Annotated in this window: 12 protein-coding genes; 8 read left to right on the plus strand and 4 right to left on the minus strand. The window is 51.4% G+C overall.

All coding sequences use genetic code 11. The annotated features are described in order from the left end of the window. Positions 1 to 115: 115 nt before the first annotated feature. Positions 116 to 1,201, minus strand: coding sequence for a sugar phosphate isomerase/epimerase family protein (locus EOE67_RS19035; protein WP_240652882.1), 1,086 nt, complete (start codon positions 1,199 to 1,201; stop codon positions 116 to 118). A gap of 51 nt (positions 1,202 to 1,252) precedes the next feature. Then, the gene (locus tag EOE67_RS19040; RefSeq protein ID WP_127700959.1) at positions 1,253 to 2,410 is read right to left on the minus strand and encodes a Gfo/Idh/MocA family protein; all 1,158 of its coding nucleotides are present in this window, start codon (positions 2,408 to 2,410) and stop codon (positions 1,253 to 1,255) included. A 378-nt stretch (positions 2,411 to 2,788) separates the two neighbouring features. Between EOE67_RS19040 and EOE67_RS19045 the strand changes: the two genes are divergently transcribed. The 4 genes from EOE67_RS19045 (at position 2,789) to EOE67_RS19060 (ending at position 6,424) form a co-directional block, all read left to right on the plus strand. Next, positions 2,789 to 3,826: a LacI family DNA-binding transcriptional regulator gene (locus EOE67_RS19045; RefSeq protein ID WP_127700961.1), complete on the plus strand. Its 1,038-nt coding sequence runs from the start codon at positions 2,789 to 2,791 to the stop codon at positions 3,824 to 3,826. After that, positions 3,819 to 4,790 (plus strand): sugar phosphate isomerase/epimerase family protein, encoded by a 972-nt coding sequence (locus EOE67_RS19050; protein WP_127700963.1) that lies wholly within the window; start codon positions 3,819 to 3,821, stop codon positions 4,788 to 4,790. The genes EOE67_RS19045 and EOE67_RS19050 overlap by 8 nt, the downstream gene beginning before the upstream one ends. A gap of 136 nt (positions 4,791 to 4,926) precedes the next feature. Then, entirely contained in the window at positions 4,927 to 5,451 is a 525-nt protein-coding gene (locus EOE67_RS19055) for a hypothetical protein (RefSeq protein WP_127700965.1), read from the plus strand. A 73-nt stretch (positions 5,452 to 5,524) separates the two neighbouring features. Further along, positions 5,525 to 6,424, plus strand: a complete 900-nt coding sequence (locus tag EOE67_RS19060) for a DMT family transporter (protein WP_206099669.1) — start codon at positions 5,525 to 5,527, stop codon at positions 6,422 to 6,424. Here EOE67_RS19060 and EOE67_RS19065 read toward each other — a convergent pair. Continuing rightward, a complete protein-coding gene (locus tag EOE67_RS19065; RefSeq protein WP_127700967.1) occupies positions 6,413 to 7,501 on the minus strand; it encodes a DUF5924 family protein in 1,089 nt (362 codons plus the stop codon). The genes EOE67_RS19060 and EOE67_RS19065 overlap by 12 nt on opposite strands. A 253-nt stretch (positions 7,502 to 7,754) precedes the next feature. On the opposite strand from EOE67_RS19065, the gene EOE67_RS19070 reads away from it, so the two are divergent. From EOE67_RS19070 to EOE67_RS19085, 4 genes are all read left to right on the plus strand, one after another. Beyond that, positions 7,755 to 9,098, plus strand: a complete 1,344-nt coding sequence (locus EOE67_RS19070; protein ID WP_127700969.1) for an APC family permease — start codon at positions 7,755 to 7,757, stop codon at positions 9,096 to 9,098. 149 nt (positions 9,099 to 9,247) lie between these two features. Further along, positions 9,248 to 9,592: a hypothetical protein gene (locus tag EOE67_RS19075; protein ID WP_127700971.1), complete on the plus strand. Its 345-nt coding sequence runs from the start codon at positions 9,248 to 9,250 to the stop codon at positions 9,590 to 9,592. A gap of 210 nt (positions 9,593 to 9,802) precedes the next feature. Further along, a complete protein-coding gene (locus tag EOE67_RS19080) occupies positions 9,803 to 10,270 on the plus strand; it encodes a hypothetical protein (protein WP_127700973.1) in 468 nt (155 codons plus the stop codon). A gap of 79 nt (positions 10,271 to 10,349) precedes the next feature. Next, the gene (locus EOE67_RS19085; protein ID WP_164852438.1) at positions 10,350 to 14,198 is read left to right on the plus strand and encodes a PAS domain S-box protein; all 3,849 of its coding nucleotides are present in this window, start codon (positions 10,350 to 10,352) and stop codon (positions 14,196 to 14,198) included. A 34-nt stretch (positions 14,199 to 14,232) separates the two neighbouring features. Here the strand turns inward: EOE67_RS19085 and EOE67_RS19090 are convergent, their stop codons facing one another. Beyond that, the gene (locus EOE67_RS19090; protein WP_127700977.1) at positions 14,233 to 15,870 is read right to left on the minus strand and encodes a diguanylate cyclase; all 1,638 of its coding nucleotides are present in this window, start codon (positions 15,868 to 15,870) and stop codon (positions 14,233 to 14,235) included. Between the last annotated feature and the right edge of the window lie 7 nt (positions 15,871 to 15,877).

Genomic DNA, 15,877 nt, shown 5'->3' on the forward strand with positions numbered 1-15,877 from the left:
GTTTGCTTTTTAAACAATCATTGAAACGTACTTTATTCTCGTAGGGCGCTACTCGCCGCGTCAGCGGCAGTACGCCACAATCCGATTGCAAATTTATCACACAGTGTTTTTACCTTTATTCCAACCCTAAAATCCGACGGTTGCGCGCTGCATCGGTGGCGGCTCCGGCGAAATCGTCAAAGGCGCGAGCTGCTTTGTTGATCAAATGTGCGCTGATAAAAGGCGCGCCTTCGGCGGCACCTTGCGCTGAATCTTTTAAACAACATTCCCACTCGAGCACTGCCCAACCACTAAATCCGTATTGAGTGAATTTGCTGAAAATGGCTTTAAAATCAACTTGTCCATCGCCTAAGGAGCGAAACCGACCCGGCCTGTCCTGCCAGTCCTGATAACCGCCATAAACTCCTGCGCGGCCATTTGGGTTAAATTCGGCATCCTTGACATGGAACATTTTGATCCTGGGATGGTACAAATCGATAAAGGCCAGATAATCAAGTTGTTGCAATACAAAATGGCTGGGATCAAACAAAATATTGGCGCGCGGATGTTGGTTTACTGCCTGCAAAAAACGCTCAAAAGTGGCGCCATCATGCAAATCTTCGCCCGGGTGAATTTCATAACAAACATCGACCCCAGCTTCATCAAATGCATCAAGGATCGGCAACCAGCGCTTGGCTAACTCGGCAAAACCTTGTTCTACCAATCCGGCCGGACGTTGTGGCCATGGGTACACCAGATGCCACAATAACGCCCCGGAAAAAGTCGCATGGGCGGTTAAGCCTAAATTCTGACTGGCTTTGGCCGCAAGTTTCAGCTGTGCCACCGCCCATTCGGTACGCGCAAGAGGTTTACCGCGTAGCGCTTCGGGGGCGAAGTTATCAAATAACTCATCGTAAGCCGGATGCGCTGCCACCAGCTGACCTTGTAAATGGGTCGACAATTCAGTGATTCGCACACCCGCTTTGCTACAAATCGCCAGCACTTGCGCCACGTAAGCTTCATTGTGTGCCGCTTGCTCTAAATCGAATAAGCTGGCGTCGTTGGTCGGCATTTGCACGCCGCGATAGCCTAAGCTAGCCGCCCATTGCACCATCCGCGTCAGACGGCTCAGTTCATGATCCTGCGGTTTGGCCGGAAATTCGCCCATAAACTGCGCCAGAAAAATCGCTGGTCCTTGAATGCTGCTTATTGCTATCGTCATGGTGTGTCCTTTGATCAAAATGTTCAGATATCAATTCGAAATGAATGCCTGCTAAGTATTCGGGATCTGCAGCCACTTCGCGTCAGACTGGCCGCTTGAACTAATGGTATCGATAAACGCCATGCCCCGAAGACCCGCAGCAATGCCCGGCACTCCGGTTGGCGTGCCACGTTCACCACGACGAATAGCTACTGCAAAATCGCTGTATAAATTGGCCATCGCTTCCAGATAACCTTCCGGATGACCGGCTGGTAAGCGGCATCGTCTTAAAGCTTCAATACCAAGACCTGGCTGACCTTTACCCGCACGCAGCACCTGCACCGGCGCGCCGTGCGGTCGCAAAATAATGGTATTTGGCTCCATTTGCTGCCATTCCAAACCACCTTTGTCGCCATACAACCGGATCTTCAAAGCGTTTTCTTCACCGGCACAGATCTGACTGGCGATCAGCACACCGCTGGCCCCGCCATTGGTGCGAAATAACGCCGCGCCGTCATCGTCCAGCCGCCGTCCGCTGACATGGCTTTTTAGCTCAGCGCAGATTTCAGTGATTTGTTGCTGACTGATAAATTCCGCGAGGCCGAAGGTATGGGTACCAATGTCGGCCATACAACCGCTGTTGCCGGCCTGACTTGGATCGGTACGCCAGCTCGCTTGTTTATTCGAAGCTGCTTCCAAATCTTCAGTTAGCCAGCCTTGTGGATATTCGACAAAAATTTTGCGCAAAGTCCCCAGCTGGCCACTTTGCACCAGTTGCCGCGCCTGCCACACCATCGGGTAACCCAGATAAGTATGGGCCAGACCGTATAAACGGTCGGTATTGGCCAGATCGGCAGCTAAAGTTTGGGTTTCCGGTAAATTGATGCCAGCTGGTTTTTCACAAAACACATGAAAACCGGCGGCGATAGCGGCACGGCTAATCGGCACATGCAGTTGATTCGGCGTGACAATCACCAGCATTTCCATCCGCTGATCCGCAGGCAAACTGGCTTCAACCTGCAATAACTGCTGCCAGCTGCTGTAAAGGCGCGCATCGTCGATGCCCAGTGTGTCGCCGGTGCTTTGATTGTTGGTGGCATCGCGGCTAAACGCGCCGCAGACCAGTTCAAACTGACCATCCAGCGCCGCAGCGTGGCGGTGGACTGCGCCAATAAAGGCACCTTCACCACCACCAATCATGCCAAAGCGGATTTTCGCTAATTTCGCCATGCAACGGGCTCCTGCTGCTAACAGCAATTTAATCGTTTAAGAGAGGGGGCAAAAAAAAGCTAGCACTGATGCCCTTTGCAAAAAATGTAACGGATTACATTTATGGATGTCAACCTAGATTATCGCAAAAACGACCAATATCGGGCAAAAATGCGCCAGAAATGCGCTAACCCAGCACGGTTCAGACCCCTTTTTGCACAGAGAACGTCCATCAAACGCTTTATTATTGTGCAATATCAGCAAAAAACCAGCCCTACTGACTAGCAATCAGCTTTGACTCAGGTATGATTAAGCTAAATGATGATACCGGTTACATCCCATAGGTAACCGGACGCGTCCAGAATTCCATTTAACGCATATTTCAACTTAGGGACCTGCATGTCGAATATTCGTGCCGTAGCAGAGCTTGCCGGAGTATCGGTCGCGACCGTCTCCCGCGCGCTGCAACAACCGGATTTAGTCTCCGCCAAAACCAAAGCCAAAGTCTTAGCAGCAGTGGAGGAAGTCGGCTATAAACCAAATTTAATGGCGGTCAAATTTCGCTCCGGCAAAACGCACAATCTGGTGGTGTTGGTACCAACAGTCGCCAACGTGTTTTTTGCGCGCGTGATCAGTGGCATGCAACAAGCGGCCGCCGAAAAAGGCTATTCGCTGCTGCTGGCCAATACCCAGGGCGATCAAGAAATAGAGTCAAGCTACGCCAAAATGGTGCAAACCTCGCAGGCCGATGGTTTGATCCAGTTGCGGGCGCATAATCCGTTTGGTGAAGTGACCGATGATCAAAGCATGTTGCCGATGGTCAATGCCTGTGAAGTGCTGGACCAACAACGTTTTCCCACCGTGATGCTGGATAACCGTGCCGCCGCCCGCTGTATGACTGAACATTTAATCAAGCTTGGTCACCGGCGTATTGCGATGGTCAAAGGCCCGCAGCGCAGCCCGCTGACCCGCGACCGGCTCGCCGGTTATCAAGACGCGTTAACCGCAGCCGGCATTGCCTTTGACGAACAGCTGTTATGCCCCGGCAATTTCAGCCTGCAATCCGGCCATAAAGCCGCCGCCACCTTGCTGGCCCTGCCCCATCCTCCGACGGCGATTTTCTGCGAAAACGACGAAATGGCAATCGGGGTGGTGCAACGGGTAAAACAAAGTGGCCTGCGCATTCCAGAAGATCTGTCAGTTGCCGGTTTTGATGATATTTCCTTTGCCGCTTATTGTGATCCACCGCTGACCACCATTGCTCAGCCCGCTGAAGAATTTGGTAGCACAGCAGTGAATTTGTTGGTTGATATTTTACAAGGCCGCCTGACCAAGGCGCCAAAAGTCATTTTACCTTTTGAACTAGTGCTCAGAGCCAGTACTGGCCCGGCACCCGTCACCGTCGCGCTATCACAGAAAGGAGAACAAGATGTCTGATCCAAAACGTCCGTCTTTATTCACTGAGCACCGCAATACGTCCGTGCTTACTGCCTTGCAAAAAACGTCGTCACCCATTGCCACTTCAAGCCTCAGCCGCCGGCAATTTTTGGGTTTTGGTGCCGCTGGTTTAGCTGGCGCGGCCTTGTTGTCTTCACCACTGTTCTCTAATCCGGCATTTGCGCTGACGGCGGATAACGCCGCAACAGTCGGCAAACGCGTGGGTAAAACTGGTCTGCAGCTGTACACAGTACGCGATTTAATGGCCGAAAATGTCGCCAAAACGCTGAAGCTAGTGGCGAAAGTCGGTTATCAAGAACTGGAATTTGCCGGTTATTTTGAGCACAAACCAAAAGATTTACGCGCCATGCTCGATGGTGAAGGGTTAACCGCACCGTCCTGCCATCTGCCGATAGAAGCTTTTGATAATGGCACCGATGCGATTATCGAAGCGGCGCTGACCATGGGTCATCAGTATGTGGTGATCCCTTATCTGACCGAACAGCAACGTGGCACCAGCATAGTTACTTATCAAAAACTGGCGGCGCGTTTTAACCAGATTGGTGAAGCGCTGCATAAAGCCGGGCTGAAATTCGCGTACCATAACCATGATTTTGAATTCCAGCTGACCGACAATCAGGTACCTTACGATGTGCTGCTGGCACAAACCGATCCACGTTATGTCACGATGGAACTGGACTTGTTCTGGACCATCAAGGCCAAGCGTGATCCACTGGCCTATTTTGCCAAACATCCGGGGCGTTTCCCGCTGTGGCATGTCAAAGACATGGACAGCGCCGGTAATTTTGCCGATGTCGGCAAAGGCACTATTGATTTCAAAGCTATTTTTGCCAAATCCGATGTGGCAGGTTTGCAGCACCCCTTTATTGAACATGATGCGGCCAAGGATCCTGTTGCTACCATCACCCAAGGTTTTGCCACGCTGAAAAGTTTACGCAGCTGATGCAGATGTAGCTATTGCGGCTGCTGGAGTTGCAGTTGGTTCGAAATTTGCTACTTGTCTGCCGAAGTCAGAGGTTGCTGCGAACGCGGGTTGCGTATCGCAGTCGCTGATGCAAATTGCAACGAGGGAGCAGACGATGAATATTGCAGGATTAACCGGCCACCACTATCTAATGCAATTCACGGCTCCGGCGGACGAGGCCAAAGACATTGAGTTTCAGCGGCAACAAGCTGCCGCTGTCGCCGATGCGCAGGCGGCAAATTCCGCCACTTCTACCACGTCGAGCACTTCAGCTCAGTCCGGCGCTGATCAATCAGCATCAGACCAATCCACCTCTCAGCAAAACGAAAGTTTTATCAATCAGATGCTGGAACAGTTGATTGCCAAACGGATTGGCCTCGATAAGAAAAAACTCGATGAAATCAAAGCTGAAATCGAAAAGCTGCAACAACAGCGGGATGCCTTAGCGGAACAAGTCGACACCAACCCAAAAGGCGCGCAGCAACTGACACAAATCGACAACAAAATTGCCGCCATGACCAAAATGATGGAAGAGCTGATCGCTCAGGATCTGGAGCGTCGAACCAAGCAAGAGCAGCAGCAATTGCATGCTGAGAATGCCAAAAACACCCTGGTGCAGAAATATCAGCAGCTGGTTTAAGAGTTTGCGCTGACTAGCCTGGACGACTTAGACTCCGGCTATCGGTAGTAAATTTTTTGTCGGCAGCATACCAATGACCTCATCAACCTCCAACACCACCCCGTTGCCAGCAAAACAAGCCGACTGGCCAGGTTTGTGGCGCATGATTCTGGCTATGCTGATGTCCGGCACCATCGGCTTATTTGTGGTGGAAAGTGGTCAGGACAACACCACAGTGGTGTTTTGGCGTTGCCTGATTGGCGGCAGTGCATTACTGGCGTATTTAAGTTGGCGGCGGCAATGGCAAAAACTCAGTCGGGCCAATAGCGGTTGGCTGCTGTTAGGTGGTTTGGCGCTGGTCGCGAACTGGTTTTGTCTGTTTGGCGCTTATCATCTGAGCAGTATTTCGATTGCACCCCTGGTGTACCACACCCAACCATTTTTTCTGCTGTTAATAGTCGCGGTCAGTCAACGACAGGCGATAGCAGCAAGCCAATGGATGTTGTTATTACTGGCATTTTGTGGCGTGGCGCTGACCACCGGCCTGGATCTGAGCAGCTCCGGCGAACAAATCTGGTTGGGAGTTGGTCTGGCCGCCATCGCCGCCGCTTTGTACGCCGTGGCCACGTTAACCACCCGCCAGCTGACCGGCGTGCCACCGGCGCAAATTGCCGGTCTGCAAATGATGCTCGGGGTGCTGATTTTATTACCCTTTCCCAAAACCATGCTCACGGAACTGGCGCTGCCACAGCTAGTGCCGATTTTAATGCTGGGGTTAATGCACACCGCGCTGATGTACAACCTGATGTATAGCGCCTTTCAGCGCTTGCCGGTCAGCAGCATTGCGCTGCTGTCGTTTATTTACCCGCTGGTCGCGGTGCTGATTGATCTCTGGTATTACGATCTCAAACTAGCACCGCTGCAAATCCTCGGCATGGTGCTGATTTTAGCGGCGATTGGCCTACATCAACGCGGGCAGCTGCTACGGCGTTGATGCTGGCGTTGCTGTTGGCGTTTTTGCCGGTGTTTCGGTTGGTGTTGCTGCTGGTGCCGCAGCAACTGCCGTCACTTTAAAGCGGGTACTACCAATCAATTGCCCCGAATCGGTCACGACCCTGATTTGCCAATTGCCGACTGGGTTTTCCGGAAATTGTTGTTTGCGGGTCCAGGCGCGATACCCTTCTTTGCGACCACCCTGAATATCCAGCGCAATTTGCTCCACTTCACCACCGTGATGGATCCACTGATGGTAAATCTGCTCTTTCAGGCCGCGCGGCGCCTGCACTGAGGTAAAGGCGTATAAACCCAACTGCTGTAACGCCGCGACATCAATGGTTTCGATATTGTCCCCTGGTGAGCGCTGGGTGTAATCCACATGCTGACTCAGCTGAATTTCACTTAAGCGAAGTACCGGCGCCGGTACCAGACTGCGCGCCAGCCAAATGCCCCCCGCCAGCACGCTCAACAATACCAACAGGAGTGGCAAACGCCAAAACCCGGCGTTGGACAATAACGGCCGCATACTCGGAATACTCAGCACCACCGCGATGACCAGCGATAATTGCAAACTTTGACTGGTGGTTAAGAAAAACAAAAGTGGCAACACCACCATCAACACCGCAAATAACGCAAAACTGTGAAACGCCAGAAACAGCGCCCGGCGTTTGGCCAACACATTGTTGTACACCGGATCAATCACCGCGACTAAAGCGCAGCCCAGCAACAAGGCGGTAAATAACGCCTGCGGTTGATCCCAGTGGGTGGCCGCCAGAAAAAATGGCAAGGCAAAAAACAAACTTTCCTGATGCAATAACTGGGTGACAAAGCGGGTTAAATCTTCGGAAACACTGACCCCAAAACGACTGAGTAAACCGGCGCGCAACCAGTGTTCGGCCATCAGCCACAACCAGCTGGCTAACATCAACACCGCAAAAAACTGCGCGAAATGTTCCCGTTTTTCTACTAACCACAAACTGACTAAGCCAGTGATAAAGCCAAACAACGCGACCAGGCCAGCATACTTCTTCGTCAGCCCAATTAACCAAAAAAACAGCGATTGAATACGTTGCATCGAACACCTGAAAAAGCCAACGGAGTTGTTAGCCGTCCCACTATACGCTGGATTGACCCGCGCCGGGCGTTGTTTGCAACGTCAGCGCTGGCTATTGTCAAAAATTGAAATTTAACCCCGTAAAATCATCTTGTTATTTTTAGTTATTATCTTCAAGTTATTGTCCGTCACTTACTTGTCGACAACTTACTTGTCCACAATAACAGTTTCGTTTTATGGTGGTCCAGACAGACCCGTCCACCGCAGGATTATGATGCAAACGCCCGATTCAGCCAGCAGCACCGCAAACACCTCAAACAACCCCGCCGAAACCGAACCGCTGGTACGTAGCCTGGGACTTTGGGGCATGTGGTTACTGGTGGTGAATGGTCTGGTCGGCGCCGGTATTTTTGGCTTGGCCGGTGGCGCAGCAAGGTTAGCCGGTGACTACAGCCTGTGGGTGTTTTTGGGCTGCGCCTTGTTGATGCTCCCCATCCTGTTATGTTTTGCCGAACTGGCCAGTTATTTTAACGGTACCGGCGGGCCGGTAAGGTATGTCGGTACTGCTTTTGGCCGCGCCGCCGGTTTTCAGGCCGGCTGGTTATATTATCTGGCGCGGGTGGTGTCGGTGGCCGCCAACAGTGCGTTACTGGTCGACAGCATCGGATATTTTTGGCCTGCTGCCCGCGATCAGCTGTGGCGCACATTCATTTTAGCTGCGGTCTGTGCCGGTTTTAGCTGTCTCAACGTCACTGGCGCCCTACAATCCATCCGCACCTTAGGCTGGTTGACGCTGGCCAAGTTTGGTGTGTTGTTGTTACTCATCGGCGCCGGTGTCTGGCACTTCTGGCAAGTTCAACCGCTAAACGTTCCGGCCATATTCATACATGACCCACAGCTGCAGCTGGATTTAGGTGCCGCCACCTTATTGCTGGTGTACGCCTTTGTCGGTTTTGAATCGGCTGTAGTCCCAGCCGGAGAAGCAAAAAATCCGCAGCGCGATATTCCCAAAGCGTTGCTGCTCGGGCTTGGCATGGTGACGGTATTGTATATGCTGGTGCAATGGGTTTGCATGGTCACGGTGCCGGCGATTGCCAGTTCGACCACGCCGTTACTGGATGTGGCCGCAGTGCTCGGTGGTCCTGTTGGCGCGGCTATGTTGATGTTTGGGGTGATTTGTTCGGTCGGTGCCAACTTGCTTGGCGCGATGTTTTCCACACCGCGAGTCAGCTATGCGCTGGCACGCGAAGGCAGTTTACCGGCCTGGTTTGGCCGGGTGCATCCGAAGTTTCTGACACCGGCCAATGCCATTGTATTTTTTGGCGCGCTGGCATTTTTACTGGCAGCCTTTGGCTCCTTTATTTATCTGGCGAGCGCCACGGTATTGATCCGCGCTTTGTTGTACGGCTTGTGCTGCGGCGCTATTCCAAAGTTACGACCACGCCTGCAAAGCAGCAGCAGTTTTATTTTGCCGGGCGCTTATTTGATCCCAGGTTTAGGTTTACTGGCTTGTGGTTGGTTGGTATGGCAGGTCAAACTGGACGCGGTGCTGCTCACCGCCGCACTGTTGCTGGTCGGTGCCATTTTTTACATCGCGACGCGCTGGCGTCCGGCATAACATGGCGCATTTAAAAAGCCACATAAAAAAGCCAAGCCTAACAGTTAATCCCGACTTCCATGTCAATGGACGTTGCACGGATTGCCCCACTTTATAAAAGCATGCTATAAAGTAGTTATCCCTATTTTGGGTTTGCCAATGGATGGTGCATGATGCAGTTATTAACCGTTTTTCTGATCGTGGTGTTGTCGGTGATTGCCACAACTTTAATCATTATCTCTATCAAGCTGACAGATTTGGTCACGGAAGCCAGAGCCAGTCGCATCGCAGTACAGAACATCGAAGCGGACGACTTATTCCAGCAAGGTCACTTCAGCGAACACCAGCGCAAAGAGTTCCACCACCACAACACCGAAATTCTGACCTTGTTACAGCGGATTGAACAGCTGCTGGGTCCAAAACTCAAAACCGATCGCCCGCGCACCAGCGTGTTGACGCAGGGCGAATCGGTGGTCAATACACCACAGAACCGGTTTAGCAGTAACCGCCTTTAGCTTGGGTCTTGTCTGAGCCTTGCGTGAAGCTAAGCCTAAGCCTTGGAAGCCAAGCAGCCAAACATCCGCAATGCTGACAATTCCGGCAATCGGCCACTTGCGGCGCTAAAGCGGGTTGACAGCCTGCAGCCGGCACCGGATGATAACTACTTTTTTGCAGCCGCCACCTTGTTGGTTTAAAGCGCTGTCAGTCGGATAAAGTAGGTTTTCATGATCACTCGGGCACAATTTACGTTTATCTGGGGTTTTGCCCTGGGCCTTTCTTCTGCTTCGATGCTGTTTTACACCTGGCATATGGAGAGTCTGACCGCACTGCAACAACAGTGGTTAGAGAAGCAACAAACCCAACACACCGAACAACTGGCACAGACCCAACAATCGCAAATCGACACCATCGATTTACTGATGAAAAGCTACAGCATCAGCGACGGCAATGAAGATCAGGATATGCGCGCTGAGCTTATCCGTAGCAATCATTTGTCATTGTTGTTAGAAGTGCAGCAACAGGCAGCAGTCGATATCAGCGATTTAATTGACCCGGCGCGGCCGTTTAATTCGGCGCAGTTGTATGCGGCATTACTGCGAATTAAGCAACAACATGAAAAAAATCTGGCGCGGCAACGGCTGGATCAACGGGTAAAAACTGCCGACACGACTGTTCCTGTAACCACACCCTAGTTTTTTTTAGTTTCGGGCTGCCTGACTGCAAATTTCAGCGTACACTCAATTCACTTATCTCTGAGTGTCCGTGTCGCTGATGAAGCCTGCTTTACCATCAAATGAAGCGCAACGCTTGCAGGCGTTGTACCAGTTACAAATTCTCGATTCATTGCATGAGCCCGCCTTCGAAGCGCTCAATAGATTAGCTTGTCTGATCTGCGATGCGCCGACATCTGCCTTAAGCCTCATCGACATCGATCGGCAATGGTTTAAATCCAGTATTAACATTGATGTACCACAGACCACCAGAGAAGACGCCTTTTGTGCGCACGCTATTCTGACGCCCGGTCAGCTGACCTACGTCCCGGACACTTATAATGATCCACGTTTTGCCGACCACCCGGCCGTGCAAAAAGACAATGGTATCCGCTTTTATGCCGGTGCGCCGCTGCGTATCAACGACGACATCGCGCTTGGCACCCTGTGTGTGGTTGATTCGGTGCCACGGCAACTGACGTCGCAGCAGTTAGAAGCGCTGCGATTATTGTCCGCCCAAGCCGTCACCCTGATGCAAAACCGCTTGATTGCCATCAACAGCCTCGAGCAGCAACAAACCTTAACAACAGTCACTGAACATGTACCGGTGTTAATCGGCCAAGTCGACCGCCAGTTCCGCTATGTGTTTTGCAATCAGAAATATGCCGACTGGTTTGGCATCGACACTCAGGCAGCTATCGGCCGCAGCATTGCCGAGGTGTTTGGACAGGAGGCTTTTGACGAGCTGGAACCAAGCCTGCAAAAAGTATTACAAGGCGAACAAATCGATTTTGTCGCCCAACCACGCGCTGGCCGGGTGTTTAATAGCTGTTTTGTACCGCAAAAATCGCCAAATGGCCGCTATGAGCACATTATTATCGTCGCCAGCGATATCACCGATAATCACCAGCAACAGCAAAAAACTAAGCATGAACGCGACCGATTGGACGCCATTATTCAGGGCACCAACCTCGGCACCTGGGAATGGAATATCGCCAGCGGTCGCACTTATTACAACCATCGCTGGTTTAGTATGCTGGGGTTACCACCGGAAAAACACACCACCATTGCGCTGTGGGAGACGTTACTGCATCCGGACGACTATCCGCCGTCAGTGTTAATGCTGCAGCAGCATTTTCGCGGTGAACTGCCGTTTTATGATGTGAAATTCCGGATGAAACACAGTCACGGCCACTGGGTTTGGATCCATGCGGTCGGCCGGGTCACCAGTTGGAACGAACAAGGTGAACCGGAACTGATGTTTGGTACCCACAGCGATATCAGTACCGACATGGCGAAAGAAGCCGAGATTTTGTCGACCCGTTCGTGGCTCAAAGCTGCCATCGACTCCTCGTCCGAAGTGGCGATGATTTCCACTGACATTCATGGTGTGATCCAGTTATTTAACACCGGTGCCGAGCGGATGCTGGGCTACAAAGCAGAAGAATTAGTGGGTATCCAAAGTCCGGCTATTTTTCATAATCCGGAAGAAATCGCCCGGCGTTCAGAACAGTTAAGCGCTGAATATAAACAAGAGATCCAGGGATTTGACGCTTTTGTGTTTCGCGCCCGTCAGGGGATCAGCGAAACCAGACAATGGACCTACGTTTGTAAAAATGGTGAGCAAAAACAAGTCCGGCTCAGTGTATCCGTGATGCGCAACGATGATGGTTCTGTGCTGGGTTACCTCGGTGTCGCCATTGATATTACGCAATTGGAACAGTTGCATCATGCGCTACTGCTGAGTGAACAGCGCCATCGTTCGATGCTGGAAAACCTACCGGGCGTGGTGTACCGCTGCATCAACGACCAGCACTGGACCATGCTGTTTATCAGCGACGAAGTGGAAAAACTGACCGGTTACCCGGCGAAGAATTTTATCCGCAATAAAATCACCACCTTTACCAAAATCACCCATCCCGATGACACCGAACAAAATCGGATCATTGTTGAGCGTGAGCTGGCCAACCATGCCCGTTTCAGCACTGAGTATCGCATCATGCACGCCAATGGCAGTATCCGTTGGGTACAGGAACTGGGGCGAGGCATTTTTGATCAAAATAATCAGCTGCTCTATATCGATGGTTTTATCTGGGATATCACAGCGCAAAAAGAAGCCATGCTCGGCCTGCGTGCCAGTGAGCAGAAATTATCGTCCTTGTATCAGCTGGCACCATTGGCCATAGCGCTGACCAAATACCCTGGCGGTAATTTTGTCGAAGCCAACCCGGAATTCGGCCGGATGCTCGGCTATGACTGCCAATATATTGATCAGATGTCGTTTGCCAACATTGTGCCGGCACGGCAGCAACAATGTATTCAACAGGAATTTGAGCGGCTGACCAATACCGGGCGTTATGGTCCGGTCGAAACCGAACTACGTCATCGCGATGGCCATTTAGTACCCGTGGTGCAAAGCGGCGTACAGATTGAAAGCATAAACGGCCAGCTGCAAACCTGGTCGATTATTCAGGACATCACCGAACATAAACGTATAGAACAAATGAAAACCCAGTTTGTGTCGATGGTCAGCCATGAACTGCGGACCCCGCTGACGGCGATTTCTGGTGCCCTGGGGTTAATGGCCGGTGGCGCCTTGGGTCAAGTGCCGATGCCAATGCAGACCATGTTGAATATTGCAGTCGATAACAGTAATAAACTCAGTCAGTTGATTAACGATTTACTCGATATTGATAAGCTGGTTGCCGGTAAAATGCAGTTTGATTTTACCTCCTGCTCGATGCTTGATTTACTCAAACAAAGCATCGAACACAACCAACCTTATGCTGACAAATATCAGGCGACCATCGATCTGCACGCCAGTGATGACGCAGCTGTATTGCTGGATCCAATGCGTTTTCATCAGATCATGGCCAATTTATTGTCCAACGCCGCCAAATTTGCACCGACTGGCGCCAAAATTACCGTTGCTTTAGAGCAAACCAACACGGAAGTGGTGGTATCGGTGCAGGATCAAGGCCCCGGCATCAGTGAAGAGTTTCAGCACCGGATGTTTGAAAAATTCTCGCAGGCCGATTCGGCTGATGCCCGCAGCAAAGATGGGACCGGCCTTGGTCTGGCCATTGTCAAAGAGTTGACCGAGCGGATGGACGGCAAGATTAGTTTTGAAACGTCGGCCACCACCGGCACCTGTTTCCGGCTGCATTTCCAGAAACAGTCGAATGAACCCATTCAACATGGCAACGCGATTTTAGTGGTGGAAGACGACCCATCGATCGCTGGTTTTATCCGGGCTTTACTGGAATCCACCGGTTATCTGGTGACCACAGCGCACAGTCTGGCGAGCGCAAGGCGCGCCATGGCACTACGTAGTTTTGCCGCCATGACCCTTGATTTAAACTTACCGGATGGTCATGCGGCAGCATTAATTAACGAGCTGCGTGCAAATACCGCAACCGCAGATTTACCGATCCTGGTTATTTCGGTTGAAAAGCAACAAGATGGCCATAGTTTTAGCGGTTTTACCGCCTTTGACTGGCTGGAAAAACCGATTACCGCGCCGCAATTGTTGTCGTCGCTGCAACAGCTGCTGACATCGCCCAGACCGAAAATTCTGCATGTGGAAGATGACCCAACCTTCAGCACGTTATTAAACCATTTTACGCCGGACAATGCCGACATCGCCCACGTTGCGACAGTGCAACATGCAACACAGTTGCTGCAGGCTGAAACCTTTGATTTGGTGGTGTTGGATCTCGGATTGCCGGATGGTTCTGGCTGGGAGTTATTACCGCTGATTGCCGAACATCATCAACATTTGCCGGTGTTGATCTGGTCTGCTGACGAATTGAGTGATGAGTTAAAAAGCAAAGTGGACGCCACGTTGTCGAAGAACCAACAGGCGATCCCGCACCTGTTGTCGACGATTTCCCGGTTACTACGACGCTAAAGCCGTTATCCTTGAAGGTTCGGGGTTGTTGGAATTAACCAGCGACAAAAATTTTCACCTGATTGCGACCGGCGGATTTAGCCTGATACAAGGCTTGATCCGCCTGTTCAATCACCTGATCCGCCACTTCCATGCCCAAACCACTGGCGATGCCAGCACTAAAAGTACAGTTGAATTTACTGCCATCAAAGGTAAAGGGTAACTGCGCAAAGGCTTCCCGCATTTTTTCGACGATTTTCAGCGCTTTTTCTACCGGACATTCTGGCAATACCAGCAAAAATTCTTCGCCGCCATAACGGCCGATCATGTCACTTTTGCGCAGCTGTTGTTTCAATAAATTTGAAAGACTGGTAATCACCTGATCGCCGGTCAAATGGCCGTAGTTATCGTTAACCTTCTTAAAGTGGTCGATATCCAGCATCACCACACTCACCTGCTGCTGATGGCGTAAACTACGCACCAGCTCGCTGGCCAGCCGCTCTTTAATATGCGCATGCTGTAATAAACCGGTCAGGCTGTCTTTGGTCATCACTTCGGCCAGCTGCCGTGCGCGCTGCGCTCTGGCAAAAATAGCCACAATTAACGCATTGTCGCTGATCGGTTTGGTCAGGAAATCATCACCGGCTTTGATCAATACTTCTAACTGCCGCTCGCTGTCGGTTTCCGATGACAAATAAATAATCGGCACCCCCAGCCATTCATCCTGTAACCGGATCAGCTGCGCCAGTTCCGGCCCGGTGCACTGTGGCATATTGACGTCCAGCAAAATCACATCCGGGTGAAACTTGCGCAGACCGGCAAAAATTTCCGCCGGATCGTTCAGGATCTCGGCGCGTAAACCGGCATTTTCCAACACCAGCGCATAGTGCTGCGCCAGCAACTGGTCGTCATCGACAATGAGTACCCGAAATGCATCACGTTGCCTGGACGCCAGCATCCGTTGCAAGCGGGCTTCCAGCGCCGACGCATTCAGTGGTTTAACAAAATAGCCCAACGCCCCACTGCGAACGGCGTGCAGATAATGCTCAAAATCGTCGTGGCTGGTCAGCACAAACAGCGGCAGATGAGCGCCATCCTGTTGTAAGCGATTGATAAAATTCAGACCGGACTCGGTTTCACCCGGCAATTCGATGTCGATAATCAGCGCATCCGGCTGTTGTTTCGCCAAGGCAATTTCCAGCTGCTTTGGTTGTTGGAACCATTCCACCTGATAGCCGAAAGTCGCCAACGTCAGGCATAGATGCCGCGCCGTTTCGCCTTCGTCTTCTAACAGATAAATCAGCGTGGTATTTTTTTCGGAAACTTTATTGACGATGGGTAATTTAAACTCAGTCACCACCAGCTGTTTTTGCTGACGTAACAACTGAAATAATTGCAGAAACTGCTGAATATCCGATGCGGACGGTGCTTGTTGTGATTGCAACCAGGCCTGACACTGCTGTTCAAGTTTTTTGGCCGAAGCGCCGAGTTCAGAGAGGCCAAAAGTGCCGGCAGAACCGGCCAGGGTGTGAAAGTTGGCCAACAACTGCGATACCAGCGGTCGCCACTGCAGATTGTCAATGAGCGACTCACATTGCAATTGTAACTGCGGTAGTTCCAACTGCAATCGCTGCAGATACTGCTGATTGAGTAATGCAAGTTGCTGTTCAAGTTTGTCTTTTGCGGTCGTCATCCGTGGG

The sequence above is a fragment of the Rheinheimera riviphila genome (assembly GCF_004005945.1).
Classification (GTDB): Bacteria; Pseudomonadota; Gammaproteobacteria; order Enterobacterales; family Alteromonadaceae; genus Pararheinheimera; species Pararheinheimera riviphila.